The organism is Rubellimicrobium roseum, assembly GCF_006152145.1.
In the GTDB taxonomy this organism is placed as follows: domain Bacteria; phylum Pseudomonadota; class Alphaproteobacteria; order Rhodobacterales; family Rhodobacteraceae; genus Rubellimicrobium; species Rubellimicrobium roseum.
This window is the reverse complement of record NZ_VDFV01000006.1, coordinates 35668-61594: the sequence shown is the minus strand read 5'-3', so window position 1 is coordinate 61594 and position 25927 is coordinate 35668. Positions and strand designations below refer to the sequence as shown.

23 protein-coding genes are annotated in these 25927 nt (G+C 64.2%); 6 read left to right on the top strand and 17 right to left on the bottom strand.

Annotated elements, in window-relative coordinates:
* Positions 1 to 42: 42 nt before the first annotated feature.
* Entirely contained in the window at positions 43 to 810 is a 768-nt protein-coding gene (locus FHG71_RS07695) for a 3-ketoacyl-ACP reductase (RefSeq protein ID WP_139081049.1), read from the bottom strand.
* Positions 807 to 1949, bottom strand: coding sequence for an acyl-CoA dehydrogenase family protein (locus tag FHG71_RS07690; protein ID WP_139081048.1), 1143 nt, complete (start codon positions 1947 to 1949; stop codon positions 807 to 809). Before FHG71_RS07690 ends, FHG71_RS07695 begins: the two co-directional genes overlap by 4 nt.
* 180 nt (positions 1950 to 2129) lie before the next feature.
* Here FHG71_RS07690 and FHG71_RS07685 point away from each other — a divergent pair, with 180 nt between their 5' ends.
* Both FHG71_RS07685 and FHG71_RS07680 read left to right on the top strand, forming a co-directional pair.
* Entirely contained in the window at positions 2130 to 3173 is a 1044-nt protein-coding gene (locus tag FHG71_RS07685; protein WP_139081047.1) for an aldo/keto reductase, read from the top strand.
* Positions 3170 to 3667, top strand: a complete 498-nt coding sequence (locus FHG71_RS07680) for a MaoC family dehydratase (protein ID WP_139081046.1) — start codon at positions 3170 to 3172, stop codon at positions 3665 to 3667. The genes FHG71_RS07685 and FHG71_RS07680 overlap by 4 nt, the downstream gene beginning before the upstream one ends.
* On the opposite strand, the gene FHG71_RS07675 is transcribed toward FHG71_RS07680, so the two are convergent.
* The 3 genes from FHG71_RS07675 to FHG71_RS07665 all read right to left on the bottom strand — a co-directional run bounded on the left by FHG71_RS07675 (position 3636) and on the right by FHG71_RS07665 (position 7367).
* Positions 3636 to 4895: a glycerate kinase type-2 family protein gene (locus FHG71_RS07675; protein ID WP_139081078.1), complete on the bottom strand. Its 1260-nt coding sequence runs from the start codon at positions 4893 to 4895 to the stop codon at positions 3636 to 3638. The two genes, FHG71_RS07680 and FHG71_RS07675, sit on opposite strands and share 32 nt — an antisense overlap.
* A gap of 118 nt (positions 4896 to 5013) precedes the next feature.
* A complete protein-coding gene (locus FHG71_RS07670; RefSeq protein ID WP_139081045.1) occupies positions 5014 to 5799 on the bottom strand; it encodes an enoyl-CoA hydratase/isomerase family protein in 786 nt (261 codons plus the stop codon).
* On the bottom strand, positions 5796 to 7367 hold the full coding sequence (locus FHG71_RS07665) for an acyl CoA:acetate/3-ketoacid CoA transferase (RefSeq protein ID WP_139081044.1): 1572 nt from the start codon (positions 7365 to 7367) through the stop codon (positions 5796 to 5798). Before FHG71_RS07665 ends, FHG71_RS07670 begins: the two co-directional genes overlap by 4 nt.
* A 135-nt stretch (positions 7368 to 7502) precedes the next feature.
* Here FHG71_RS07665 and FHG71_RS07660 point away from each other — a divergent pair, with 135 nt between their 5' ends.
* Positions 7503 to 8321, top strand: a complete 819-nt coding sequence (locus tag FHG71_RS07660; RefSeq protein ID WP_139081043.1) for an aldo/keto reductase — start codon at positions 7503 to 7505, stop codon at positions 8319 to 8321.
* 52 nt (positions 8322 to 8373) lie between these two features.
* Here FHG71_RS07660 and FHG71_RS07655 read toward each other — a convergent pair whose 3' ends face one another.
* The 7 genes from FHG71_RS07655 to FHG71_RS07625 form a co-directional block, all read right to left on the bottom strand.
* On the bottom strand, positions 8374 to 9975 hold the full coding sequence (locus FHG71_RS07655) for a GMC family oxidoreductase (protein WP_139081077.1): 1602 nt from the start codon (positions 9973 to 9975) through the stop codon (positions 8374 to 8376).
* Positions 9975 to 11471, bottom strand: coding sequence for an aldehyde dehydrogenase family protein (locus FHG71_RS07650; RefSeq protein WP_139081042.1), 1497 nt, complete (start codon positions 11469 to 11471; stop codon positions 9975 to 9977). Before FHG71_RS07650 ends, FHG71_RS07655 begins: the two co-directional genes overlap by 1 nt.
* A 93-nt stretch (positions 11472 to 11564) precedes the next feature.
* Entirely contained in the window at positions 11565 to 12596 is a 1032-nt protein-coding gene (locus tag FHG71_RS07645; RefSeq protein WP_139081041.1) for a zinc-dependent alcohol dehydrogenase, read from the bottom strand.
* Positions 12597 to 12605: 9 nt separating this feature from the next.
* Positions 12606 to 13547 carry an ABC transporter permease gene (locus FHG71_RS07640; protein WP_139081040.1) on the bottom strand — a complete coding sequence of 314 codons (942 nt, stop codon included), beginning with the start codon at positions 13545 to 13547 and terminating at the stop codon, positions 12606 to 12608.
* Positions 13548 to 13556: 9 nt separating this feature from the next.
* Positions 13557 to 15062: a sugar ABC transporter ATP-binding protein gene (locus FHG71_RS07635; protein WP_139081039.1), complete on the bottom strand. Its 1506-nt coding sequence runs from the start codon at positions 15060 to 15062 to the stop codon at positions 13557 to 13559.
* Positions 15063 to 15072: 10 nt separating this feature from the next.
* A complete protein-coding gene (locus FHG71_RS07630; protein WP_139081038.1) occupies positions 15073 to 16053 on the bottom strand; it encodes an ABC transporter permease in 981 nt (326 codons plus the stop codon).
* A 110-nt stretch (positions 16054 to 16163) separates the two neighbouring features.
* Positions 16164 to 17246, bottom strand: coding sequence for a sugar ABC transporter substrate-binding protein (locus FHG71_RS07625; RefSeq protein ID WP_246045378.1), 1083 nt, complete (start codon positions 17244 to 17246; stop codon positions 16164 to 16166).
* Positions 17247 to 17508: 262 nt separating this feature from the next.
* On the opposite strand from FHG71_RS07625, the gene FHG71_RS07620 reads away from it, so the two are divergent.
* Positions 17509 to 18165, top strand: a complete 657-nt coding sequence (locus FHG71_RS07620) for a TetR/AcrR family transcriptional regulator (RefSeq protein ID WP_218014051.1) — start codon at positions 17509 to 17511, stop codon at positions 18163 to 18165.
* A gap of 11 nt (positions 18166 to 18176) precedes the next feature.
* On the opposite strand, the gene FHG71_RS07615 is transcribed toward FHG71_RS07620, so the two are convergent.
* From FHG71_RS07615 to FHG71_RS07605, 3 genes are all read right to left on the bottom strand, one after another.
* A complete protein-coding gene (locus tag FHG71_RS07615; RefSeq protein WP_139081035.1) occupies positions 18177 to 18641 on the bottom strand; it encodes a GlcG/HbpS family heme-binding protein in 465 nt (154 codons plus the stop codon).
* Positions 18642 to 18799: 158 nt separating this feature from the next.
* Positions 18800 to 19873 carry a zinc-binding dehydrogenase gene (locus FHG71_RS07610; RefSeq protein ID WP_139081034.1) on the bottom strand — a complete coding sequence of 358 codons (1074 nt, stop codon included), beginning with the start codon at positions 19871 to 19873 and terminating at the stop codon, positions 18800 to 18802.
* A 164-nt stretch (positions 19874 to 20037) separates the two neighbouring features.
* On the bottom strand, positions 20038 to 20556 hold the full coding sequence (locus tag FHG71_RS07605) for a VOC family protein (RefSeq protein ID WP_139081033.1): 519 nt from the start codon (positions 20554 to 20556) through the stop codon (positions 20038 to 20040).
* 443 nt (positions 20557 to 20999) lie between these two features.
* Here FHG71_RS07605 and FHG71_RS07600 point away from each other — a divergent pair, with 443 nt between their 5' ends.
* Both FHG71_RS07600 and FHG71_RS07595 read left to right on the top strand, forming a co-directional pair.
* Positions 21000 to 21785: a DeoR/GlpR family DNA-binding transcription regulator gene (locus tag FHG71_RS07600; RefSeq protein WP_139081032.1), complete on the top strand. Its 786-nt coding sequence runs from the start codon at positions 21000 to 21002 to the stop codon at positions 21783 to 21785.
* Between the two features lie 29 nt (positions 21786 to 21814).
* Complete coding sequence (locus tag FHG71_RS07595) at positions 21815 to 22972, top strand: MFS transporter (protein ID WP_139081031.1); 1158 nt, start codon at positions 21815 to 21817, stop codon at positions 22970 to 22972.
* 216 nt (positions 22973 to 23188) lie between these two features.
* On the opposite strand, the gene FHG71_RS23475 is transcribed toward FHG71_RS07595, so the two are convergent.
* Together FHG71_RS23475 and FHG71_RS07585 are read right to left on the bottom strand one after the other, a co-directional pair.
* Positions 23189 to 23578, bottom strand: a complete 390-nt coding sequence (locus FHG71_RS23475) for a diol dehydratase small subunit (RefSeq protein ID WP_176559329.1) — start codon at positions 23576 to 23578, stop codon at positions 23189 to 23191.
* Complete coding sequence (locus FHG71_RS07585; protein ID WP_176559328.1) at positions 23571 to 25808, bottom strand: propanediol/glycerol family dehydratase large subunit; 2238 nt, start codon at positions 25806 to 25808, stop codon at positions 23571 to 23573. The genes FHG71_RS23475 and FHG71_RS07585 overlap by 8 nt, the downstream gene beginning before the upstream one ends.
* Positions 25809 to 25927 lie beyond the last annotated feature (119 nt).

Below are 25927 nucleotides of genomic sequence, written 5' to 3'. Positions count from 1 at the left end.
CTGACCGAATGCGTCGGGGAGCGCGATCTTCATGGAACGACCTCAGAAGCGAGGAACCAGCATCCCGGCATCCGCCGAGATCGCCTGTCCGGTGGTGTAGGGGAGTTTGCCCCCGGCTAAGGCGGCAATGATCGCACCCATCTCAGCAGGCTGGCCCACGCGGGGAAAGAGCGTGAGTCCCTCAGCCGCCCGCCGGGCGTAGCTCTCGATCACTGGCGCCGTCAGCTCGGTGGCGATCAGGCCCGGCTGCACGTCGTAGACGGCAATGTTCTCGGACCCGAGCCGCACCGCAAAGGTCTTGGAGATCATCGCCGCGGCGGCTTTGGAGGCGCAGTACTCGCCCCGCTGCACCGCCACAGCGACGGCATTTGAAGACGTGACGTTGACGATGGAATGGAAGAGCGACGGATCGCGTTCGCGGGCGAGAAGCCGCCGCGCGAAGGCTTGGCTCAGGAAGAACATGGCCTTGGCGTTGACCGCGAGGCAGCGGTCGTAACTCGCTTCCGTCACGTCAAGGAGGTCGCCCCGGCTCATCACTCCGACGCCGGCGTTGTTGACGAGAGTCGTGAGGGGCCCGATCGCCTCTTCGATCCGGGCGAGCATCGACTCGTATCCAGCCAAGTTGGTCACGTCGAAGGGCGTGGCGACGACTGGTACGCCAAGGGCGCGTATCCGCTCCGCTGCCGCGGCAAGTTCCGCGTCGTCGGCAGGGCCATTGACAGCAACGGCAAATCCTTCGTGCGCGAGAGCCTCGGCGACGGCTAGGCCGATGCCGCGGCTGGAGCCGGTGACAAGTGCGGCCTGTCTCATACCCGGGCGCCCTTAGCCAAGAGCTCGCGGGCGATGATCATCCGTTGGATCTGATTGGTACCTTCGTAGATCTGGCAGATCTTGGCGTCGCGGTAGAGCCGTTCGACTTCGAACCCGCGGATGTAGCCCGATCCACCGAAGACCTGCACCGCGTCGGCTGTGCGCGCCACGGCCATGTCGCCCGCAAAGCACTTAGCCATGGAGCAGGCCTTGGTCGCATCCTGCCCAGCATCGATTTTCATGGCGGCAGAATGGACAAGGAGCCGGGCCGCCTCGATGTCCTTGGCCATGTCGGCGAGGAGCCACTGTACACCTTGGAAGTCCGCAATGGGCTTGCTGAACTGCTTGCGAGTTGCGGCGTAATCTACTGCCGCCTCGAGGCCCGCCTGCCCTATGCCTACAGCCAGCGCGGCGATTCCCACACGACCCTTGTCGAGTACCGACATCATCATGTGGAAGCCGCGCCCCTCTTCGCCGAGGAGCATGTCGGCGGGCACGTGGACGTCACTGAAGTTGAGCGCGCCGACTTGGCTCGCCCGCTGGCCCATCTTGTGTTCCTTGGGGCCACGCTCGACGCCCTTTGCGTGTAGGTCCACAATGAAGATGGACATGCCACGGTGGCCCTTGTCCTTGTCTGTCCGGGCAAGAACGAAGGCGAGGTCGGCCACCGGCGCATTGTGGATCCAGACCTTACCGCCGTTGAGGATCCAGCCGCTCCCGTCGCGGACGGCTGTGGTGCGAATGCCTGAAACATCGGTGCCGGCCTCGGGCTCAGTAATGCAGTAGGCCACCTTGGTTCGCATCCCAAGGATGCTGGGAAGCAGCGCCCGTTGCTCGTCGGTCCCATGTCGGACAAGCAGGGTCGAGATGAGTTCCACCAATCCGCACTGGTCAGCGATGCTGGCGTAGCCACGCGACAGCTCTTCCATGACCAAGGCATAGGTCAGCGAGTCGAAGCCAGGACCACCCATCTCTTCGGGCACGCCGACCCCGAAGAGGCCGAGCTCAGCCATCTGCTCGAAAATCTCGCCCGGAAAGCGCTCGTCGCGATCGAGGGCCTCGGCGATCGGGCGCACGACGCCGTCTGCGAAGTCGCGCGCCATCTCGCGAACCTGGAGATGTGTTTCGTTGAGATACATGGCAGGTCCCCAAGGGCTGGTTCGCCCTGTCCGGTGTAGTAACTAGATAGTTACATCTGACACCCGTTTCGCCCCTAGTCAAGCCCGAATCAGGCTCTCACAGGTCCCGAAAGTACTTGCGGGGAAGGCAAAGGCGGCGCTACGATGCACTAAATAGTTACTTATCACCTGGAGGTCGCGATGCATCCTTCCACACGGCGCAAGTTTGGCCGGGTCGATCTTGAGGTCACGGCCTTCGGGTTTGGCACGGCGCCTGTCGGCAACTTCCTCCGCCCCATTGACGAGGCGACCTCGGCGGCAATGTTCGACCACGCCTGGAATGCAGGTGTGCGCTTCTTCGACACCGCACCGATGTACGGCCACGGTCTTTCGGAACTGCGCACGGGTCAAGAGCTGCGCTGGAAGCGACGTGACGACTTTGTGCTTGCAAGCAAGGTGGGTCGCCTTCTGAGCCCGGCCAAGCGCGGGACGATCAACTTTCAGCCCTGGGTCGATGCCGCGCCTTTCGCGATGCGCTTCGACTACAGCTATGATGGAACGATGCGCTCTTTCGAGGACAGCCTTCAGCGGCTGGCGCTCGAGCGGATCGACATGCTTTTCATCCACGACGTTGATCGCTTCACCCGTGGCGACGCCCAGCCTGAGGTCTTCGAGGAAGCGATGGACGGCTGTTGGCGCGCACTCTCCCGCCTGCGCGACGAAGGCCTGGTGAAGGCGATCGGTGTAGGCGTCAACGAGTGGGAGGTATGCCTCGCCGCGCTCGAGCGGCGTGATTTCGACTGCTTCCTCCTCGCCGGTCGCTACACGCTCCTCGAGCAGGAGGCGCTTGATCGCTTTCTGCCGCTCTGCGAGGAGCGCGGGGCCGCTGTGGTGGTAGGCGGGGGCTTCAACTCCGGGATCCTCGCGACCGGCGCAGTGCCGGGCGCCAAGTACAACTACTCCCCTGCCCCGGCGCACGTGATGGAGAAGGTTGCAAGGATCGAGGCCGTATGCCGCGACCACAACGTTCCCCTGCCCGCCGCCGCGCTCCAGTTCGTGGTCGCCCATCCGGCAGTGCCCAGTTTCATGGCTGGTACCCGGACTGTGGCGCAGCTCGACCAGAATCTTGCCTGGTTCAGCCACCCGATCCCACCCGAGTTCTGGGCTGACCTGAAAGCCAAGGGCCTCCTGCGCGAGGATGCGCCGGTTCCAAACCCCGAGAAGCTCGACCAGGCGCCAGTGTGACCGTGCCTTCAATTGGACGACGGCTTCCGCCCGGGCACCACGCCTTCGACGACGTGGTGCCGGGCGACCAGATCGAGACGGGCGAGACAGAGATCTCGGCTGCCATGGTCGACGCCTTCGCGACGCTCACCGGTGACCAGTTCTCTATCCACATGAGCGAGACGGCCGCCCGGGACTACGGTTTCCATGGGCGCGTTGCCCACGGGCTCCTCGTCCTCTCGGTCGTGGACGGGCTCAAGAACCAAGCTGACGCACAGTTCGACGCTGTGGCCTCGCTAGGCTGGGACTGGTCCTTCCGACGGCCGGTGCTGGCAGGCGACCGCGTGCGCGCCATGATTACCGTCCTTGATAAACGCCAAACCCGCGCAGCGGGGCGTGGAATCCTCCGGCTCGGCGTCACAGTGACGAACCAGACAAATGAGGTAGTCCAAGAAGGTACGAACCTCCTGATGGTTCGCCGCCTTAGCGGACCAGGATGGCCCGAAAATCGTTGACGTTGGTCCCGGTTGGACCGGTGACGAAGAGGTCCTCGAGCGCGTCGAAGGCGCTCCATGCGTCATTCGCGGCTAGAAGAGCTGCGGGATTGCGTCCCAAGGACCGCAGCCGCGCCGTCGAGCCACCGTCGACGAAAGCGCCGGCGTTGTCCTCGCTCCCATCGATCCCGTCGGTATCGGCCGCAAGCGCCGCGAAATGCATTCCTTCGGCCGCGAGCGCCAGCGCCAGCGCGAACTCTGCATTACGCCCACCCCGGCCTCGGCCACGCAGCGTCACCGTGGTCTCCCCTCCAGACAGCATCACTACTGGTCGGGCAAAGGGCCGATTCCGCAGCACCACTTCCCGCGCGAGGGCTGCATGGACCCGCCCCACGTCGCGCGCCTCGCCCTCGATGGCATCCGACAGGATCACAGCAGGCACCCCGGCCGCCTCCGCCACCCGGGCCGTCGCTTCGAGCGATAGCCGAGCTGAGGCGATCACCCGAACCTCGTGCTCGGCGAAGCGGAGGTCATCAGGAGATGGCGCCCGTCCCTCATCCCCGGCAAGCCAAGCCGCAGCCCGTTCGGGCAGGTTGATCCGCCAGGTAGCTGCCATGGCTCGCGCCTCCTCGCGCGTGACGTGGTCGGGCACTGTGGGCCCCGAGGCCACCTGCGCAGGATCATCCCCCGGCACGTCAGACACGACGAGGGACACTACCCTGGCGGGATACGCCGCCAGCGCGAGCCGCCCACCCTTGATCCCCGAGACCTGCTTGCGGATCGCGTTCATCACCGAGATGGGGGCCCCGGATGCGAGGAGCGCCCGGTTGAGCTCCGCCTCATCTTCCAGCGTGAGGTCCCCCGGCGGGCAGGGCAGCAATGCCGAACCGCCTCCGCAAACCAACGCTATAACAAGGTCATCGGGTGTAAGATCACACACTGCCTCGAGGAGCGACCGCGAGGCCACGAGCCCCGCCACGTCGGGCACCGGATGCGAGGCCTCTAGAACTCGAATGCGCTCGCATGGAGCGGCGTAGCCGTAGCGGGTGACAACAACGCCTTCCAGGGGCCCGTCCCAGAGTCGTTCGAGGGCCTGCGCGAGCTGTGCGGCACCCTTGCCGGCCCCAACCACGACACAGCGTCCCCGCGGCCGCTTGGGCAAGTTGGCTCGCAACGCAGCTTCCGGATCCGCCGCGCGCACGGCAGCCTCGAAAAGACGGGTAAGAAACGTGCGATCTTCAGAGGACATCAAGGATCGAAACCCATTGCCGTTTCGCTTGGAGTGTGCGCCGAACGGTTGCTTGGAGCGGTCACTTCCTGGGTCTTCACCGGCGACCGATGGAACCACGATTTATCGATCGCGCAAGTCATGGCGCTTCACCTGATGCAAAGCGAGGAGCACGTTTCTCGCGGAAGGCGGCGAGACCCTCCTGCAACTCCGTAGAGCCGGCGGCGAGAGCACCTGCGAGCGACTCAAGCACACGCTCCCGTTCTTCGCCCTCAGCAGCATTGATGAGCATCTTGCACAGTTCCGTGGCGCGACCCGATCGAGCCAGTAGACGCTCCGCCACGCGTTGCGCCTCTTCCGCTCCCTGACCTGTTGGCACGACGGCGTCTACAAGGCCTAGTGCCAGGGCTTGCTCCACGTCGAAGACCTCGCCGAAGAGCGCCATCCGGCGGACCACCTGTGCGCCGAAGCGGCGGATGGCCCGCTGCGTGCCGCTCCAACCCGGAATGATGCCCAGCGACGTCTCGGGCAGCCCAATCCGGACATGCGCCTCGGCGAGGCGAAAGTCAGCGCAAGCTGCGAGTTCAAGCCCTCCACCAAGGGCTGGCCCATTCAGCACCGCGATCACCGGGATTGCGAGTCGCGCCAGCGCATCGAAGGCGTCATGGCCGTTGCGGAGCCAGTGACGACCGAAGTCCTCGGGTACTTTGGCGCCCCATGCCGCGATATCGCCCCCAGCGCTGAACGCTTTTTCCCCCTCGCCCGAGAGGATCAGCACCCGGGCCGAGGAGCGCTCGACTTGGCGGCAGATCGGTAGGAGCGACTCCACCATCGCTGCGTCGAGCGCGTTGAGCTTGTCACTTCGCCGGATCACGAGCCGGGCAACCGGCCCCTCAAGGGAGAAATCGAGGCGGGGATCGGTCACAGCGGCAGCCCGACGGGCTCAGGCCGGAACAGCGCCTCGTCCATCACCTTCAGGTTCGGAGCGACATGCAGGGGCGTCGCTGCCTGAGCCAGCACATCGCGCTCGAGGTCGAGGCCCGGCGCGATCTCGGTGACGATGAGACCGTCATCAGCGAGACGCATCACGCATCGCTCGGTCACATAGGTGACGTCCTGCCCTTGCGCGCGGGCGCGGCGTCCCGAGAAACTTACCTGGTCTACCTTGGGCACGATCTTCGCAATCTTGCCTTCCTTATCGATAATGAGGCGACCGTTCTCGAGTCGCATCTTGGCCCCAGCGTTGAAGTTTCCAGAGAAGACGATGCGCTTCGCCCGCGCGGTGATGTCCACGAAGCCACCGGCTCCGGCCGTTCGGTGCGGGGTCGCGGCCAGGCGCGAGACGTTGACCGAACCCTCTGCATCGATCTCAAGGAAGGACAAGAGCGAACAATCGAAACCGCCCGCCTGGAAGTAACTGAACTGGTGCGGAGAGGCCACGAAGGCTTCCGCGTTTGCGGCGCAGCCGAACTTGAAGTCGAGGAGCGGAACGCCTCCCACGGGACCCTGCTCGATGACCCAAGTCACTTTGCCGTGGTGCCCTTCCTCTATGAGGATCCGCGGCACGTTTGCCGAAATACCGAAACCGATGTTTACCGCCCATCCAGGGCGGAGTTCCCGCGCCACGCGGCGGGCGATGACCTTGCCTATGTTGAACTCCGCGTGGCGGAAGCTGGACAAGGGCCGGAACAGCTCGCCCGAAATCGCGGGATCGTAGGCCGTTGCCGTCGTCTGAAGTTGGTCGGGAGCCTCCACAACGATGTCTACAAGGATGCCGGGCACCTTGACGTCATGAGGGCGCATCGTGCCATTGGCGGCCACACGCTTGACCTGGGCTATGACGATTCCGCCGCAGTTCCGTGCGGCCAGAGCCATCTCCATCGCGCCCAGTGTGGCCCCCTCCTGCTCAAAGGTCAGATTGCCATTCTCGTCTGCAGTCGTGGCTCGGATAATCGCGACGTCCGGCGCCAAGGCAGGAAAGTGGAGCCACTCATCGCCGTCGAAATCCACACGCCGGACCATCGGCGACTGCCGGGCGCTCGCGTTCATGGCGCCACCTTCTTGCTCGGGGTCGACGAAGGTGTCCATGCCAACCTTGGTCAGAACGCCTGGCCGCTTGGCCGCGCCCTCGCGAAGCATATCGAAGACGATGCCCGAGGGGATGTTCCAAGCCGCGACCTCCTCGTTCTGGATCATCTGCCAGATGCGCGGCGGTTCGGCGTTGCTCGGCCCTGAAGGGTAGGACCCTCCGATGATCCTTGTCAGGAGGCCGGGTCGGGCGATGTGGTCCACTCCCTTGGTGCCGAACATGTCACCCGCAGCGATGGGATGAATGGAGGTGAGCCCGCGGGGCGCCCCCTCTGACTCGAAGCGCTCACCCAAGGCTTGAAGAACCGCATCCGGACAGAGCAGCCCAGAAGACGAGTTGACGGCAACCACAGCTCCATCGCCGATCAGCGCGACTGCCTCGCGGGCGGATCTGACCTTTTTCATGGGACGGGCCCTCCAAGCTTGCCTGCAAGTAACTAACCAGTTATGACAATAAGCATGGTTGGGCTGAGCTATCAAGAGGGGATGAAGGGCCGCCCTGCATCATGACCCCACCTGGCAGGACAACAGGGAGCTTCCATGAACATCTACTTTCAGAAGACGCATCAACGCGGCTTCGGGACCTGGCCCTTGAAGGGGGAGGTTCTCGCCCAAGCCATCGCGAACGCTCTTGATGCAGGTTATCGTGCCTTTGACACAGCCCAGTGGTACGGCAACGAGGCCGAAACTGGTGCGGCGCTCGCTGCAGGCGGAGTCCCTCGCGAGGACCTTTGCATTACCACCAAGGTGGCGCCGGACAATTTCGGCGAGGACAGATTCCTCGCTTCGGTCGAGCAGAGCCTCAAGGATCTGCGGGTGGACCAGGTAGATAGCCTCTTGCTGCACTGGCCTCCGGCGAACGGTGACATCGCACCTTCGCTACTGCTACTGCAGACGGCCCTGGATCGTGGCCTTACGCGTAACATTGGCGTTTCGAACTATACCGTCGCCATGATGCGCGAAGCGCGCCGCATCGTGGATGCCCCGCTCGTGACCAACCAGGTCGAGTTCCACCCGCTTCTGAACCAGGACAAGCTCCTGACCGCAGCGAACGAAACCGGGATTCCACTTTCGTCCTATGCCTCGGTCGCGCGAGGCGAGGTGTTCAAATACCCGCTCCTGGAGCAGATCGGCCGCGGCTACGGGAAGTCTGCAGCTCAGGTCGTCCTCCGCTGGATCATTCAAAAGGGCGTTCCGCTGAACACCATGTCCACGAAGCCCGAGAACATCCGTGCAAACTTCGACATCATGGACTTCACCCTGTCCTCGGTCGACATGGCGCGGATCGACGCGATGACGCGCACCAACTTTCGGGTCGTAACCAAGGAGTCGGTGCCAATCGCCCCGGAATGGGACTGAGCACAAAAAGGGGGCGGCCCGAGGGCCGCCCCAGTCGCTCGGGAGGAGCCCTTCAGGCGTTGCCGCGGACGAGGTCCGAGGCTTTCTCGCCGATCATGATGCTGGGCGCGTTCGTATTGGATCCCACGAGGCTCGGCATGACCGAGCTGTCACAAATCCGCAGGCCATCGATTCCGTGGACGCGCAAGGAGGAATCCACCACCGCCAACGGATCGCGGCCCATCCGGCAGGTGCTGACCGGATGGTAGGACGTCCGGCCATACTGACGCGCATAGGCCTCGTAGTCGGCTTGGGTGCGCACGTTGAAGTCGGGGAATCGAATTTCCTTGATGTGCCTCTGCAGAGAAGGCTGTTGAAAGATCTCACGGCTGATCTTGACCCCCTCCACCGAAACACGCAGGTCGTCGGGCTCGGCGAGAAAGTTCGGGTCGATGATGGGTGCGGCGTTCGGGTCTGCTGAATGGAGCGTCACCGAGCCTCGGCTCCGCGGGCGCAACGTATAGGAGTTGAGCGTGATGCCTGAGGCGCCCTTGGGCACCGACGGGACCCCGGCCTCCGCGCCTGCGCCGGCTAGGAAGTGGAACTGGAGGTCCGGGCAGGACTGCGAACCCGGCCCGTCGGCATACCAGAAGGCGCCCCCCTCGACGACGTTCGAGGTGACCGGCCCCGAGCGGAAAAGGGCATACTGAAGGCCGGCCCAGAGCATCCAGTGGGGCCGGTTGTACTTGTCGAGGCTGACATGCTCCTTAAGCTCGGCCACAATGTCTATGCCGAAATGGTCCGTGAGGTTTTGACCAACCCCCGGAAGGTCTTGGACCACGGAGATGCCGAGCGAGCGCAGGTGGTCGGCCGGCCCGACGCCCGACAGCATGAGGAGCTTGGGCGAGCCAATGGCGCCGGAGGTAACGAGGACCTCGCTCTCCGCCCGGGCCGTATGCCGCTCCCCCTTGACGGCGTATTCGACTCCAACGGCCCGGCGCCTCTCGAAAACGAGTCGCAGGACGAGCGCGCCGGTAACGAGCGTGAGGTTCGGTCGTTTCAGCGCAGGGCGCAGATAGCCGACCGCCGCCGAACAGCGTCGGCCATTTCGGGTGGTAGTCTGGTAGACTCCTGCACCCTCCTGCACTGGGCCATTGAAGTCGGGATTGTACGGGATGCCGAGTTCTTGGCAGCTCTGAACGAAGGCGCGGGTCGTCAGTTGGGGATCGGGAATGTTCGACACGCCGAGCGGACCATCGGTGCCGTGCCACGAGCCGGACAAAACCGTATTGCCTTCGGAGCGTAGAAAGTACTTTTGGATCTCCTTGAAGCTCCAGCCGTCGGCTCCCTCCTCGACCCAGCGGTCGTAGTCGCTGGGATGACCTCGGGTGAAGATCTCGGCGTTGATCGAGGAGCCCCCGCCGAGGACGCGCGCCTGGGCGTAGGGGATCTCTCGATTATTAGCGTGCCGCTGGGGTGCCGTGACCAGACCCCAGGTCATCGGGCCGGACGTCATCTTGGCGAAGCCCACCGGCATGTGGATGTAGGGATGGGTGTCGCGCCCGCCGGCCTCGACCAGGCAGACCCGGGTGGCCGGATTTTCGCTCAGCCGCGCAGCAAGCACGCAGCCCGCCGCGCCACCCCCGACGATCACGTAGTCAAAAGCGTCGGCCATCATTCGATCCAGGGCGTGCGCTTGCCAAGCTCGATATGCACCGACTTGATCTGCGTGTACTCCTCGACCCCGTACATCCCGGCCTCGCGCCCCCAGCCTGACTGTTTGAAGCCGCCCAAAGGCATCTCGGGCCCGCCGGCCATCATCGTGTTGACCCAGAAGCGCCCGGCTCGGACCCGCCGCGTAACAGCAAGTGCTTTATCAAGATTCTTGGTCCAGACGCTGGCAGAAAGCCCGTAGACGGTGTCGTTCGCGAGCCGGATCGCTTCCTCCATCGTGTCAAACGGCATGGAGGAGAGGACGGGGCCAAAGATTTCGTCTTGGGCGATGGCCATGCCCCGCGTCACGCCCGCAAAGAGCGTGGGCGCGATATACTGCCCGCCACCGAAGTCGAGCGGGGTGCCGCCCGTGACCACACGCGCACCCTCGGCCTGGCCGCGGGCGATGTAGTCAAGGATCGTGGTGTTCTGGGCCTCGGTCGTGATGGCACCGACCTGTGTGCGCTCGTCCAAGGGATCACCTACGCGGATCCGCGCCATCTTGTCTGCGAGACGCGCCTCGAACTCCTCAGCGATGGAGCGCTCGACCATCAGCCGGCTGCCCGACACGCAGCACTGTCCGGTGTTGAAGCCGATTCCGAACGCCACCCCGTCCGCCGCCTCGTCCAGGTCGGCATCCGCGAAAACGATCATCGGGTTCTTGCCGCCAAGTTCCAGCCCCAGCTTCTTGAAATTGCTGTCGGCCGACGCCCGCACGCAGGAACGTCCCACGGCGGTCGAGCCCGTGAAGGACAGCATGTCAATGTCGGGATGCTCGGTCATCGCCTGACCGATGGTCCGGCCCGAGCCCGTCACGACGTTGTAGACCCCAGCGGGAAGCCCGGCCTCGGCGAGAACCTCTGCCAGGATCAACGTTGTAGCAGAGGTCACCTCCGAAGGCTTGGCCACGATGGTGCAGCCCGAAGCCAGGATGAAAGGGACCCGCTCGCAGAGGATCAGGAAAGGAAAGTTCCAGGGCGTGATAAGGCCCACAACCCCGATGGGCTCGCGTAGGACCATGCCGAAAAGGTTGTCCCCTAGCGAGTTGAAACTGTCCCCGTGCAGGAGCCGCGCCGCGCCAGCCCCCATTTCGAAGCAGGCAATTGAGTGGTCAATCTCGCCCCGGGCCTGGGAAATAGGCTTGCCGTTCTCGAGCGTTTCCCAATAGGCAATCTCGTCGCGGCGGCGACGCAGGCCCTCGGCCGCGCGCAGAAGAACACCAGCGCGTTCGCCCCCGGAAAGGCCAGACCAGCGGCGATCCTCGAAGGCGGTCCTGGCAGCCGCGACGGCGTCTTCGAGATCCTTGTTCGTGCAGCGCGGAATGCGCGTGACCACGGCTCCGTGGCCCGGCGAAGCGCGGTCGAAGAACTCGCGCCCTCCCCTCCATTCGCCGTCGACGAAGAAGCCGAACTCGCGCGGGGAGGATGGCAGCGAAAGGCGGTTGCTGGATTGGTCCATAGGTAGGCCCCTTTCCGGGATCGAGGCTGAAAGCCTGATTGCGACGTTGCAGCACTGTAACTTTGTAGTTTTTTTGCAGATCTCGGTGCCGACTCAGGCCAGCACGATCTGCGTCTTGAGGTCGCCCGGCCTGTCTGCAAGCGTGTCGAAAGCCTGCTGGATGTGGTCGAGCGGATACTCTGACCCAATGAAAGCGGAGATCTGGAAGCGGCCGTGCGCGAGCAGCGTCATGGCGTCGTGCATATCCTCGCCCATGCCGGCTACTGAGCCCTTGAGACTATTCTCCTCGAGGATGGTGCGTAGGATATCGACACTCACCGTCTCGCCGGGCCCGGTGAGACCGAAGAAGGCCACGTGCCCGCCCTTGCGGATCAGGTCGAAGGCAGTTGCATAAAGCCGCGGGCTGCCCACGCTCTCGATCACCAGGTCTGCGCCTCGACCGCCGGTCCGGGCCAGGACAGCCGCCTTGAGTTCGGCGGGGTCAGAGATGGCGACATCGGCCCCGACTTCAAGCGCCTTCTGGCAGCGCGCCTCGGACAGGTCCGCCACGATGATGGGAGCGGCTCCAATGAGGCGCATCATCTGAACGTGCAGGTTGCCGACGGGGCCAGCTCCCAAGACTACGATCGACTGCGCGAAGCTCACTTCCGCCTTGCGCGCCGCACGGACCACGCAGGCCACTGGCTCGGTCAACGCCAGAACTGCATCTGGCACACCTTCCGGCGCCGGGAACACCAAGCGTGCAGGCACTGCTACGTAGTCGGCGAAGGCGCCATCCCGGCCGATGCCCACCTGCGTTACATCAGGGCAGTTCAGGACTTCGTTTCGACGGCACCAATAGCAAGTGCCGCAGCCGATGTTGATGTCGGCGACAACCCGGTCACCTTCCTTCAGATGTCTGACGTCCCGCCCCGTGCCAGCCACTACGCCCGTGAATTCGTGCCCTGGAATCAGAGGAAGCCGGTCCGCTGCGTAATGGCCGTTGAAGATGTGGATGTCGGTGCCACAGATGCCGGTTCGGCTAACCCGGATCAGGACTTGATCTGGGCCAATCTCCGGCCTGGCAACCTCGCGCAGATCGAAGCGCCCCGGGTCTGTCAGGACGGCCGCTCGCATGGTTTGCATTTGCGCCTCCTACTTGACCGTGCGCAGTTTGGCGCGGTCGATGGTGAGCGCGATGGCCGCGATCAGGACCAGCCCGAAGACCATCTGCTGCTGGGTGGCGTCGATCCCGAAATAGACCATCGAGGACCGGATGACGGCCACAATCAGCACGCCGATGGCCGTGTTGACGACACCCCCGACCCCGCCCGTCAGGGGGGTGCCCCCGACCAGCACGGCCACAATCGCCGGTAGCAGGAAACCGTTGGCGATCGTCGGGGCCCCGCCCGAAAGTTTGACCGCAAAGAGGAGCCCCGCCAGTGCCGCGAGCATCCCCGAGATCGCGAAAGCCAGCATCTTCACGCGCGCCACGTTGAGGCCCGAGGCCGTCGCCGCCAGCTCTCCTGCGCCGACTGCCTTGAGCGCCCTCCCAAGCGTTGTCCGGCGCTCCACAAACAGTGCGATTAGCAGGAGCGCCAACGCAATGAGGAGCTCGTTGGGGATGCTCGCGGTCGTCCCGATCATCCAGCCAAAGGTCTCGTTACGTTGGGCTGCGTCCATGTAGAGGGCCCGCTGGCCCGAAAGCCACTGCGCCAGCGAAAAGGCCACCCCTCCCACCGCAAGGGTCGAGATAAAGGAAGGCACGAGCAGCCGTGTCGTGACGTACCCCGACAGCATCCCGAGCCCGAATCCCGCCACGGCGCAGAGCAGCGCCACCCAGGGGCCGAGCGTGACAAGGTAAACCGAGGCGATCACGGTGATCATGTTCGCCATGGATTGTGCGGAAAGATCGATACTTCCGATGTAGATGACGAACGTGAGCCCGAGGGCCATGATAAAGAGCGGCACGATCTCGGCCGCCATGCCGAGTAGGTTCGCGGGCCTCAGGAAGTTGTCATTCATCACGCCTACGACGGCGACCAGCGCGAGGAGCGTGATCCAGGGTAGATGCGGCTTGATTGTCTCAAAGGTCATGTCCGCCCCTCAGATCATGTGATGGAGTAGGTCGAAGGGCGTGGGTTTGACGCCCGATGTCGCGCCGAAGGTCTTCTGTATGCGACCGTCCTTCACGACGATGATTGTGTGCGCGAGGCCTATTGCTTCTTCCAATGTGTCGGCCACGAGAACGATGCCCACGGCCGCGTCCGACATGTCTCGGATCATCTCGTAGACATCTTCCTTTGCGCCGATGTCGAGGCCGCGCGTCGGATGGTCGAGGAGCATGATGTCCGACCCGCCCGAGCGCCACTTGGCAAGCACAACCTTCTGCTGGTTACCCCCTGACAGATTTCCGCAATCGGCATGTTCGGAATGCGCCTTGATCGAGAGCCGCTTGATCCAGTCACGAGCCAACGCCTTTTCCTCGGCGAGCTTCAGAACGCCACCGCTCGAGTGCCGACCGAGTTGGCTCAGCGTCATGTTCTCGTAGACAGACATCCCAGCGACGATGCCTTCGATCTTGCGTTCACGCGGGACGTAGCCCACGCCCAAGGATGCGGCCGTGCGCGGGCTGAAGGATGTGACCTCCTGCCCTTTGATGAGGACCCGCCCCTCGACGGGTGTCCGCATCCCGTAGATGGTGCGCAGGATCGCCTCGCGCCCCGAGCCCTCGGTGCCAACGATGCAGAGAACCTCGCCTGCGTGGAGCTTGAGGGAAATATCCGTCACGCGCCCGGGCAGGCTCACCCCATCGAGTTCCACGAGAGTCCGGCTCGAATCGAAGGGTTTCTGCCGCTGCTCGCGGTAGTATTCCTTGTTAACGTTCCGACCGACCATTTTGTGCTGGATGGTTTCGGCGCTGGACCCGCCCCGCGAAACAACGTCTACCACTTGGCCGTCCTTCAGGACGTAGATCCGGTCGGAGATCTCCATGACCTCGTCCATCCGGTGGGATACGAAGATGAACGAGGCACGCGCAGTGAGTTCGCGGATCAGCCTGAAGAGGAGCTGGACCTCCTCGGATGAGAGCACGGAAGTCGGTTCGTCGAGAAGGATCACCAAGTGCCCCTCAACCCGCTCCTCGAGAGTCAGCACCTTCGCGAGTTCCACAAGTTGCCGTTGGGCGAAGGAGAGAGACGAAGTGACGGTTGCAGGATCGATGTCGAGCTTGACCTTGGCGAGCTGATGTCGCGCCGCCTCGGCCATCTCGCGCCAATTGATGACACCCCAGCGGACGAATTGCTGCTCGTAACCCAGGAAGATGTTCTCCATTACCGTCAGGTTGGCGATGAGCGACTGCTCCTGGAACACCATCCCTATGCCCCGCTCCATGGCCTGGCGCGGGTTGGCGAAGCGCACCGATTTGCCGTCGACTAGGATCTGGCCGCCGTCAGGCTGGTAGGCGCCGTAGATTACCTTCATCAAGGTGGACTTGCCGGCGCCGTTCTCGCCCACCAGGCCCACGATCTCACCCCGGCCCACCTGGAAATCGATGGCTTTGAGCGCGTGGACGCCGGGAAACTTCTTGTCGACCTTCTGGAGCGCGTACATCGCGGGGCTCCTATTTGACAAAGGACACGGACCGGCGGTCCGTCGAAAGGACGACGGCGACGATCACAAGGAATCCGAGCACGCCATCCTGCAGGAAGTCGGGCAACCCGATCACCACCATGCCGTTGTTGATGACGTTGACGATCAGGACACCGACGAGAGCGTTCCAGACGCCGCCAATCCCGCCCCAGAGCGCCACGCCGCCTACGACCACGGAGGTGATCGAGACGAACATGAAATTGGCCCCCGAGACCGACTCGGCGACGCCGAGGCGGCCGACGGCAAAAAGAGCGGCCAAGGCATAGAACACGCCGGCCAGCATAAAGCCCATGACGCGAACGCGACGGACGTCGAGACCCGAGGCATGGGCCAGCTCCTCGCCCCCGCCCACAGCGTAGAAGTTGCGCCCAAGCCGCGTGTAGGACTGGATGAACCAAGCCACGACGAGCGCGGCCAGCGCGAGGTAGACCATGATGGGGAAGCCCAACACCCGGTAGGTGACGAGCCCCCGGAAGACCTCGTCCTCGATCAGGAACTTTTCGCCCCGCGTGATCAGGATGGCGAGGCCGATACCCACAAAGCCCATGGCGAGCGAGGCCATGAAGGACGGGATCCGCAGGAGCACATGGACAAGGCCGTTGAGCAGCCCCAGCACCGCGCCGAGAAGGAGAGTGAGCGGGATCGCGACCCAGGCGGTCGAAAGCAGTGTGCCACCCCATGATAGGAAGAAGTAGGCGAAGACGCAGGCACAGACCGCAATCGTGCCCTCCATCGACAGGTCGATCGATCCCATCACGATGATGAAGGTTACTCCGATCGCCACCATGAGCGCCGGAGTGGAGGCGATGGCGATGCGCCCAAAGTTTCGGAGCGAAAGAAAGGCAGGATTGATCGCCGTGAAGACGACAACAAGAGCGATCAGGACCAGCAAGGGTGCCCAGCGGATCAGGGTTTCGCGGCTGGGCCGGCGGAACGCTCGAGTTTGCTGCATCGCAACCCGTCCCTGGGCGGCCGTGTCGGAGGCGGATGTCGACATTGCGCCGTTCTCCTCGGCGAGGGAAAGATGGACGGGCGGGCGCGTGGCCCCGCCCGCCGGGTCGGTCAGTTGGAAGCCGGGTACTGGATCTGGCCGTTCGTCGGCCCCCAGAAATCGGTCCAATCGTAGGTCGGCGTGGCGTCGATGAACTCTTTCTTGAAGTTCTCGGCGTCCGCCTGGGTGATGAGGATCGTCGGACCGTAGAACTCCCGGTGCTCCGGCGGCTCCTCGGAAGGTTTGAAGGTTCCGATTGCGGCATGGTAGGCGAGCGCAGCAGTGATTCCGCCACCCCAATGCGGGTTGGTGAAGCAGGTGCCCAGGAGGTCGCCCTTCATCACGAGGTCCACCGCTTCAGGGTTGCCGTCGTACGCGGTTACAGGGATGCCGCTGATGCCTTCGGCCCGCATGGCCTCGAGCGCGCCATAGGCCATAACGTCGTTGGCGCAGTGGACGCCTTTGATCTGGTCGCCATAGCGCGTGAGGAACTGCGACATCACATCGGCGGCTTTCTGGGTGTCCCAGTCGCCGGGCTGGGCGTCCAGAAGCTCGATATTGGGGTAGTCGACAAGCGCGTTCCTGAGGCCTTGGAGCCGCTCGATCGCCGGGTTGTTGGCGGGGATGCCGCCGATATGGACGACGCCGCCCTCGCCGCCCATCGCATCGAACAGCGCGCGCGCGAGGTCCTCGGAGGGCTTCAGGTCCGACCAAGTCATGTGGCTGACGTAGTTGTCGCCGAAGTCCCAGGGGTGCAGGTCGTCCGTCTTGTTCCAGATGGTCGAGATGTAGGCACCCGCGGCCGCGACCGCTTCCACTATGGGCCGCGCGTTGGGACTGTCGTTGGCGTCGCAGGCAATCGCGCAGTTGCCCCCGGTAGCTTGGAGAAAACTCACGATGTCGGCCAGCGACTTCTCCGACGAGCCCTCGTTGATGAGGTTAACAAGTGAGTCCCTCGGCCGACCGATGCTCTCGACGAAGGTCTCGCCACCCGAAACGATGGCCAGCCAGTAGGGGCTCGCGCGGTCACGGTAACTCCAGGCAATCTGTGGGTCGACGAGCTGGGCCCGCGCCCGGTCAAAGCCAAAGGCGGATGGAATCACCAACGACCCCATGCCCGCGGCTGAGGCGAGCAAGAAGTTGCGGCGGTTCATCTTCTCCCGCTCGATGAAGTCTCGGATGAAAGTCGACATTCTGGTCCTCCCCGTCCTTGTCAAGATCACGTCCGGCAGGTGGCACTTCTTGCTGCAGCCACTCCCAAACTTGGGAGACGACCCCGGCTTTCCTCCGTTAACGCACTATCTAGTTACTTCCTTGCACCACGCGACGTCAAGCCTGTTGTTAGGGATTGACTGTCGCAGTGTGACGCCTCTCTTTGCAGGAGACGCCCGCCAGTGGCTGGGAGGGGAGATGTCGATGTCATCACTAGAAAAGATCGAGAAAACGGCGGAGCGGCCGCGGACCCGCGACTCCGATGCGACGCGACTGCGGATCCTCGAAGCGGCCAAGAAGGAGTTCGCCAAGAGCGGGCTTGGCGGTGCCCGAGTGGACGACATCGCGGAGCGGGCCAAAGCCAATAAACGCATGATCTACCATTACTTCGAGAGTAAGGAGGGCCTGTTCCAAGCCGTTCTTGAACAGGCTTATCTCGACATCCGGACAGCCGAACAGAAGCTCAACCTGGATCACCTCGACCCCAAGTCCGCGCTTGAGAGGCTCGTCCGTTTCACCTGGGATTACTATCGCAAGAACCCCGAGTTTCTCACGCTCGTGAATAGCGAGAACCTGCACCGGGCGCGGCATCTGAAGAAGTCGGAGGTGGTGAAGGTCGCGAACCGGCGCTTCGTCGGGATGGTTGCTCAGATCTTGGAACGTGGTGTGCGCGAAGGCGTATTCCGCGACGGGATCGACCCCGTCCAGCTGAACATCACCATCGCCGCTGTCGGCTACTACTACCTGACCAACCGCTTCACCGGCTCGATCGTATTCGAGCGCGACCTCATGGCTCCAGAGGCGCTTGAGCAGCGGCTTCAGTTCAACATCGACACGATCTTACGCGTGGTCAGCGTTTGAATGGCCGTTCCTCAAGCTTCCCAGGCCAGGCCCTCGGCCGCCAGCGTGGCCTCTGCGCAAGCGACGTCCTCATGATCCCTTGCACCGGAGATCCCGATCGCCCCGATCACCTGCCCGTCGTGGATGATCGGGAGGCCCCCGGCCCAGGTCAGTAAGCGTTCGCGCGTGGCTAGGCCCAGCCGCAGCCCCGGCGAACTGTCCATCCGCTCGGCAAACGCCGCCGTTGTCCGGCGCATAGTCGCGGCCGTGAATGCCTTGTCGAAAGCGAATTCCAGGATCGGCGGCGCGACCCCATCCATCCGGGCGGAGGCAAGGATGGCACCATTAGCGTCTGCCACCGCGACAGCGATTCGCCACTGATGATAGGCAGCCTCATCAAGGGCACGGCGGACCAACGTTAGAGCCGTTTGGCTGCCCAGGCTCGAGATGACAATGACAGACGGCATGGTTGAGGGCAGCTTAGTCGGATCGTTCACTGGCCGTTTCCTTTGAGATATGTGTCTAACTACTTGTCGCGCCGGCCTCGGATCTGGTTATATGCAACTCGCCACTGATGGGCACATACCGATCGGCAAGCTCGCTTTGGTCCGTGACCGTTTGGCTGCACATATCAGCCTCCCCGAACGGGGACTGTTTACCGAGCTTCGCGCACCAGATCGCCGTCGAGCCCTGCCGCGGGCCCATTGGACGATGTCCCCGACCTTGTCGCTGGCGTCTTGTTTGCCCAGTCCAGGACAATTAAGGGCTCCTCAATGGTCCGGTCGATGATGCGTGTATAAAGAGCTTGGGGATCATCCGGCGCCTCAACCCGGACGAGACCGTCGAGTTGAATGCGCCCCTCTGCCAGCCAAGACAACGCGAGTTCGTATCCGCTGAAGCTGCTATGGGGCGCGTTGTTGTAGCCTTGATGCAGCTCTTCCCAGATGAACCCACGAGAATGCAACGGAAGTTGCCATTCCCACCCCGACCGCACTGTGATCAGACCAAAAAAGACGGCATTGAGAAGCTCATGAGCAGTTTTGTCAGTGTATTTCCGCCATGGCACACCAATGAGGACGACCTCGCCCAAGCGTCGTAGAATTCGGCAGCCCTCGACGACTGCCGTCTCGTGCCCTGAGCATTCGACAACAAGCGCCACGCGCCCCGCGAGATCTGGATCATCGAGCGGCATCGCAGCCAGCGCATCGTGAAGGCCTGCCTTCGCCGCTTGACTCCGACGAAGCAGGTCGGGGTCCACGACCGTCACTCGGTAGCCGCCAATCCTGAATAGTTGTGCCGCCAAGAGGCCGACCGGTCCTGCGCCCGTCACGATCACCCGGTCGCCGGGGCGCGCGGCCGTGGTCATCAGGGTGGTCATCGACACGCCCATCAGGCGGGCGATCACCGCGATATCCGGCGGTAGGCCGTTGGGAACGGGCAACGTGTCCAGAACGGCATGGGTCTGGCTCGAGCGATGCGGTCCCATGGCAAATCGGAGCTCTCCCTTTCTGACCCCGGTCACGGCTGACCCAATCTCCTCCACGCAGAAGATCGCTGCGTAGCCTGGGCGAACTGGATAAATTCCGCCATCGGCCCAGCCGATCTCGGTTCCTTGACTTACCAATGTTACGACCGTGGGTCCCCGGATCTCGCCCGGCGCGAGCGGGCTGTCTTGACAATCGACCAGTTCAAATACCCGTCGTCCTGAGATCATGATCTCTCGAGGCATCGGTCAGTCCTCCCGAGTCGGTTCATGAGGCACAAGATGTCTGCCGAACCATAGAACGGCTTGCCTCGAGGAATCGCAGTACCTTCAACGATGCAATCGCTTCTAGAGACATGCCCTGCAGCGAAGCCATGGCCCGGATGCTGCATATCCAAAAAATGCTCGTCCTAGCTGTTGGTCACTGGCGACCATTGCTTTGGGCCTCCATCATGCTCATGCCCAAGCGGGCCAGACATGCTTACGATTTCGAGGAACTGTCCCCAGGGGGCGCGCAGATAGAGCCAAGTCAGCCCTGCCATCGGACCCGACTGCACGTCCGTCGGTCCATCCAGGACATCGACACCGGACATCCGAAGCCTTTGCGCCGCGGCGTATGCGTCGTCCACCTGGAACGCGAGGTGGAACCCACCAGGCTGGCTGTTTCGCTTTAGCGGCTCATAGGAGGCGGGTTCCCCGGAATACTGGAAAAGCTCGAGGTTGCTGCCGTTTCCTACGCGCAGGACCTTGATATCCTGGATGCGCCGGTTGCCCGGAACCCCGAGCCGCCGCTGCATGAACTCGTCATCCACGTCGATCAGTCCGGTGGACAAGACGGTGACGCCGCCGAAGACCGTTTCGAAGAACCGAACCGCCTCCTCGAGGTCAGGCACGGTGAAGCCGACATGCTGCATTCCGTAGGTCTTCATGCATCCTCCCTGATGCGAGGGCTCACTGATCGTGATTGTCCGGTTGATCCGGAGCCTCCCAAGTCGGACCCAAGTCACAACGAGTATGTAACTAGTCCGTTACATATGACGGATGGGATATGTGCTTCGGGTTGTCAAGGAAATCTTTGCGCCACAGGAACGGTTCGGATGCTGTAGAGGCTACCTACGGCCACAACCTGCCAAGGCTGGCCGTCGCATCACCGTCCGTTAAGAACACCGGACTGACGTCCACCGGTGGTCCTCTTACCGGTGCGTTTCCTCATCCGCTGGAACTATGTCCAGCGAGGTTTTCTCCCGATTGCCCCGCCCTATGCGACCGAGGTCGAGGACGTCGCAAGCTGCTCGCGATGGATTTGTTCACGAAGCGAGTGCAGATCACATAGGCTCTCGACCTTCTTGGTTTCGCTCTGTAGTTCTTGTTCATGCACGATTCGTCTATTCTCTCCCTTGGCCGACGCCAGCAGATCGCCCAGCGCTTAGCTCGCGGTCAGGCCGTGGTGGCCACCGCCCTTGCGCAGGAGTTTGGCGTGTCCGAGGACGCTGTCCGCCGCGACCTGCGGGCGCTGGCGCAGGAGGGGCTCTGCCAGCGCGTCTACGGTGGTGCGCTGCCGCTCTCGCCGGCCTCAACGCCGATCGAGGTCCGCTCGGGCGAGGACGCTGCGCGCAAGCGCGCCCTGGCTCGAGCCGCTGTGGGCCTGATCGCCAAGGGGCAGACAATCTTCCTCGATACAGGGAGCACGGTGCTCCAGCTGGCCGGGCTGCTGCCGCGCGACTGGGGCTTGCGGGTGGTCACGAACTCGCTGCCGGCGGCGGCGGCGCTGATGACCCGCAGCGACCTCTCGCTGATCCTTATCGGCGGCCGCGTGAACCCGGTGGTTGGCGGCTGCGTCGATGCTCGGGCTCTGACCGAGTTGGGGCGCTTCCGGTTCGACCTTTGCTTCCTAGGCGCCTGCGCCCTGTCGGCACAGACTGGTCTCGCCGGCTTCGACATGGACGACGTGGACATGAAGCGCCGCCTCCTCGAGGTGAGCGCGGCCACGGCGTTGATGATGACCAACGCCAAGCTGGAGACCTCCGCTCCGTTTGCCATCGGCCCTGTCTCGGACATTACGCACGTCGTCCTTGAACATGACGCGCCCCTCGAGGTTGTCTCCACCCTTCGCACGGAAGGCGCTGACCTGCGGATCGCCGAGGCCCCGAACTCCTGACCCTTCCGTCCCTTTCCTCGAGCCCTGTCATGACCTCCTACGCTGAGACCGAGCCCGTATCGGCGGACACAGGGGCCACCCGCCTCGCCACACGCCTGTCGTTCTTTGCCGCTGGCTTCGTGATGGCCTGCTGGGCGCCCATGGTGCCCTTTGCCAAGGCGAACGTTGGCGCCGATGAGGGCCAGCTTGGGCTCCTTCTCCTCTGCCTTGGCCTGGGCTCGATCCTGGCCATGCCGCTCACCGGCTGGATCAGTGCTCAGGTGGGCAGCAAGCCCATGATCCTGACTGGGGGCCTTGGGCTGGTCCTGATCCTGCCTTTCCTGTCCGTGGTCAGCAGTCCGCTCCTGCTCGCCGCCGCGCTTCTTCTCTTTGGGGCCTCGCTCGGGACCATCGACGTGGCGATGAACGTCCATGCCACGGAGGTCGAGAAGGCCGCCGGCGTGCCGCTCATGTCGGGGTTCCATGGCATGTTCAGCGTGGGCGGCTTCGTGGGCGCAGGCGGCATCACGCTTCTCCTGTCTCAGGGCGTGTCGCCTCTGGCCAGCTCGCTCTGCGGCAGTGCATTGGCCCTCGTGGCTATCCTGCTGGCGTGGCCGCGCCTGTTGCAGGTCCAAGGAGGCGAGGCCCCGGCCTTTGTCGCCCCGCGCGGGATCGTGCTGCTGCTCGCGGCCTTGTCTGGGCTCATCTTCCTTGTCGAGGGCGCCATTCTCGACTGGAGCGCGCTGCTTCTGCTGGGCCGCGATCTGGTCGACTCCGCAGCCCAGGGCGGCTTGGGCTACATGCTCTTCTCGGTCGCCATGACCGTGGGCCGGCTCACGGGCGACCGGGTGGTCAGCGCCTTGGGAGACCTGCGCGTGCTCGTCTGGGGTGGGATCCTGACCATCGCGGGCTTCGTGCTGCTGCTGGCTGTGGACTGGACGCCCGTGGCGCTCCTGGGCTTCCTCCTGATCGGCCTAGGAGCGGCGAACCTGGTGCCCGTGTTCTTCAGCCGGGCTGGGCGGCAGACCGTCATGCCTGCGGGTTTGGCGGTCGCGGCGGTCACGACGACCGGTTACGCGGGCATCCTCGCCGGCCCGGCCCTCATGGGCTTTGTCTCGGACGCGACCAGCCTGTCGGCCGCCTTCTGGCTCCTGGCGGCGCTGGTGCTGCTGGTGCCGATCACGGCGCGGGCCGTGACACGAGGATGAGACAAAGTCTCGGCTGCAAATGTCGTTTTCGCTGATGTGGCCGGCGGGGGAGTCCAGATCAGCATGCCGACAACGACCTTAAGGACACGCAAGCTGATCAGGCAGCTATCCTGGGCTCTATCATCTCGGGCCAGTATTGCTGGACGCTCTTAGGGCAGCCTGAGTTCCTGCAACTTCGGGTCCTTGAGGGGCGCCAGCAGAGGCAGGCGGAACGGCTCAGGATCCTGCCCCGTCCGACCTGAGCAGTCCCTCATCCCGGTAGGCCTCGGCCGCGGCGCGGATGTAGGCGCCGGTCTCGGGCGCGTCGTGGAGCGCGGCCATCTCCTGCGCGAGGGTGAGGAGTTCCACATAGCTCGACCGGCGCGGACGGAGGCGGTCATAAATCCCGGCGAGCATCGCGTCGGGAATGCGGGTGAGCTCGGCTGCGCGGCGGTAGTTCCGGGCGAGCTGCCGGTAGCCCCGTTCCTCCGCAATCCGGGCTTGGCGGAGCAGCGTCTCGGCGTGGATTGCGAGGTCCGAGGGAGCGACGGTGCCGGCGCGCAATGCTTCGACGGTCACGTCCTCAAGGGGGCGGCCCGAGCGGGTCCGGGGTGGGTCTTCAGCCATGATCGGGCGCGACTTCCATAGGCGGGGCGTCGGGGAGCACTGCAGCAAGCTCGGCCTTGTGCATGAGCAGGGTCGGCACAATGAGCCGGAGCCGCGCCATGTTGTCCACGCGCACCGGGACTGGCGAAGGCGGCTCGCCCTTGGCGTGCCGGGCGGCGTTGCGGCCGATGGCGGCATAGCTGTCGACCGTGAGGGCGGGGGCTTGCGAGAAAAGCTCAAGGTTGTCGAGAGGCGCAAGGCCATGGCGATGGATAACAGCCGTGCCCTTCGACTGGAGGCCGATTCCGATAGCGGAGCCTGCGAGCCGCGAGGCCTCGTGCCCGAGTGCGCCGCAGTCGGCGGTGGCGCGCACGCGGACGAGGCGGGGAGTGAGGCCCTCCTCGCGTATGCCGCGAGTCAGGGCGGCAAGGACGTCTTGGTGAGAAAGCTCGCCGATGGTGCGGCCCAGCCGAGCTCCGAAGGCGGGGCCGAGGGCGACGACGACGTCCGAAGGGTCCGAGGAGGAGAGCGCGGGTCGACCATCAAGAAGTCGAAAGCCGGTGTCGTCTGTGGACCGCGACAGCATCTCGGAGGGCTGCTTCGCCTGGGGAAGGTCGGCGATCCGGTCCCAAGTTGCGCCCTCGGGGCGGTAGCCGGTGCCGGGGCCACGGTAGTCGTTCGGGTCGGTGAAGGCCGAGAGGACCCGGAACTCCTCGTCGAGCACAGCGGAGGGCTGAAGCGTATCGCCTTCCACCCGCGCCCGCTGGAGCCGCAGGAGATGCTCCGCGAGGCCGGAGAAGCCACCGGCGTCGAGCGCAAGGATCACGTCAGCCACGCCGTGTGGACCGTTCAGGAGCGCAGTGGAGGCGGCTAGGTCGGCCACGAGGTCGCGGTCGGGCATGTCATCTGAGGAGTGAGCGAGGGCGGCGGCCTCGATCTCGGCATCGGTGATCAGGGGGAGGCCGAGGTGGGCAAAGACCGCCTGCAGGGCGCGGGCGGCGCGGTTGCGGACCTCGATCACCTCGACCTCGCGGACGGGGACAAGGCCCGCGTCCACCTGCATATCGCGCTGGAGCACGAGCCAGTCGTCGAGGTCGTCGGCATCGAAGTTACCGCCGCCGAACATGTTGTCGCGGCGAGGCATCACGCTCTGGCCGGAGGTCACGAAGTCGGTGCCGGGCAGGAACTGGAGCATGAGCTTGGCGGCCTTCCGCATCTCCGAGTGCGAGGCCATAGCGTCGTTGCCGGACGCGCATTCGAGGCCGAGGGCGCAGGCCAGCAGGTTCTCGGCCAGCACGCCGCGCACACCGCCGGGGAGCGCCATGGGCAACGCGATGCAGGAGATGGACCCGTTCTGCACGCCCTGCGAGCCCGCGCCCTTGACCATCAGAAGGCAGCGCGCTTCGAGGTAGAGCATCGATTTGCCCTCGTCGTGGCCCATCAGGGCTTCGGAGCCCCCGCCAGACGTGAAGCGGATCTTGATGCCGCGCGAGGCATAGGCCGAGGCGAGAAACCCCTTGGACCAGGGCGTGTCGTCGCCATCGCGGAACGCCCCGGCGGTGCCGTAGACCGACAGCGTCTCGGCGTAGGAGGTCAGGCCCTTGAGGCCGAGCCGCAGGTTTACCCCTTCCTCGACCGCGCATTGGGTGAGGACCCCCGGGCGCCCCGCCTGGGACCCCACAAGAAGCGCCATGGCGTTCATCGCGGCCATGGGGGCGACCCGGACGGTGGTCTCCGCTTCATCGAAGCCCCGAAGCGCCGCCTCGGCCGCATCGGCGGCCAAGAGGACCGGGTTCTCCTTCCAGTTTGTGACGTGGGCTTGGTTACCGGGCGTGCGCCGGCCACGCATCTTGCGCAGCGCCATCATCATCTCGAGTACGTCGAGATGGCCCGCGACGTCTGCGAGCTTCGCGGGAGTGAGGCCGCCAAACAGACGCACGATCTCCTCGCGCCCCACATGGATGTCCACGAGCATCCGCGCGAGGTCGAGCGATGGTATCGCCATTGCTTCGGCAGCGACCTCGAGATCCAACGCCTCGGTTGCGATGAAACGGTCGACCACGTCGAAGTCTTCGGCCTCGCGTCCGTCCATCTCGACCACGCGTCCTCCCACGAGGGTGAGGCTGGGAGTGGGGTCATTCGGGCTACCCATGACGCAAAGGCCAAGCGAAGCATCGGGGTGGACAAAGCGGTCCCGGGCGATGGGACGGGCGGCACGGGAGCGGAAGCGTCCCGATGCGGGCTCGGTCATCGGAGTCTCCTGCAGCCAGTCGAGATGCTCAGCCTGCCACCATCATCGGGAAGCGTCGAAGGCAAGGCAAGCTGATCGACACTGCCGTGATCGGGAATGGGCTCAGGACGTAGCAAGGT

Bases quoted from the DNA above. Each gene is read 5' to 3' on its own strand.
- FHG71_RS07695 (WP_139081049.1), bottom strand. From the start codon at position 810: ATGAGACAGGCCGCACTTGTCACCGGCTCCAGCCGCGGCATCGGCCTA.
- FHG71_RS07690 (WP_139081048.1), bottom strand. From the start codon at position 1,949: ATGTATCTCAACGAAACACATCTCCAGGTTCGCGAGATGGCGCGCGAC.
- FHG71_RS07685 (WP_139081047.1), top strand. From the start codon at position 2,130: ATGCATCCTTCCACACGGCGCAAGTTTGGCCGGGTCGATCTTGAGGTC.
- FHG71_RS07675 (WP_139081078.1), bottom strand. From the start codon at position 4,895: ATGTCCTCTGAAGATCGCACGTTTCTTACCCGTCTTTTCGAGGCTGCC.
- FHG71_RS07665 (WP_139081044.1), bottom strand. From the start codon at position 7,367: ATGAAAAAGGTCAGATCCGCCCGCGAGGCAGTCGCGCTGATCGGCGAT.
- FHG71_RS07660 (WP_139081043.1), top strand. From the start codon at position 7,503: ATGAACATCTACTTTCAGAAGACGCATCAACGCGGCTTCGGGACCTGG.
- FHG71_RS07655 (WP_139081077.1), bottom strand. From the start codon at position 9,975: ATGGCCGACGCTTTTGACTACGTGATCGTCGGGGGTGGCGCGGCGGGC.
- FHG71_RS07650 (WP_139081042.1), bottom strand. From the start codon at position 11,471: ATGGACCAATCCAGCAACCGCCTTTCGCTGCCATCCTCCCCGCGCGAG.
- FHG71_RS07645 (WP_139081041.1), bottom strand. From the start codon at position 12,596: ATGCAAACCATGCGAGCGGCCGTCCTGACAGACCCGGGGCGCTTCGAT.
- FHG71_RS07640 (WP_139081040.1), bottom strand. From the start codon at position 13,547: ATGACCTTTGAGACAATCAAGCCGCATCTACCCTGGATCACGCTCCTC.
- FHG71_RS07635 (WP_139081039.1), bottom strand. From the start codon at position 15,062: ATGTACGCGCTCCAGAAGGTCGACAAGAAGTTTCCCGGCGTCCACGCG.
- FHG71_RS07630 (WP_139081038.1), bottom strand. From the start codon at position 16,053: ATGCAGCAAACTCGAGCGTTCCGCCGGCCCAGCCGCGAAACCCTGATC.
- FHG71_RS07625 (WP_246045378.1), bottom strand. From the start codon at position 17,246: ATGAACCGCCGCAACTTCTTGCTCGCCTCAGCCGCGGGCATGGGGTCG.
- FHG71_RS07620 (WP_218014051.1), top strand. From the start codon at position 17,509: ATGTCATCACTAGAAAAGATCGAGAAAACGGCGGAGCGGCCGCGGACC.
- FHG71_RS07610 (WP_139081034.1), bottom strand. From the start codon at position 19,873: ATGCCTCGAGAGATCATGATCTCAGGACGACGGGTATTTGAACTGGTC.
- FHG71_RS07605 (WP_139081033.1), bottom strand. From the start codon at position 20,556: ATGAAGACCTACGGAATGCAGCATGTCGGCTTCACCGTGCCTGACCTC.
- FHG71_RS07600 (WP_139081032.1), top strand. From the start codon at position 21,000: ATGCACGATTCGTCTATTCTCTCCCTTGGCCGACGCCAGCAGATCGCC.
- FHG71_RS07595 (WP_139081031.1), top strand. From the start codon at position 21,815: ATGACCTCCTACGCTGAGACCGAGCCCGTATCGGCGGACACAGGGGCC.
- FHG71_RS23475 (WP_176559329.1), bottom strand. From the start codon at position 23,578: ATGGCTGAAGACCCACCCCGGACCCGCTCGGGCCGCCCCCTTGAGGAC.
- FHG71_RS07585 (WP_176559328.1), bottom strand. From the start codon at position 25,808: ATGACCGAGCCCGCATCGGGACGCTTCCGCTCCCGTGCCGCCCGTCCC.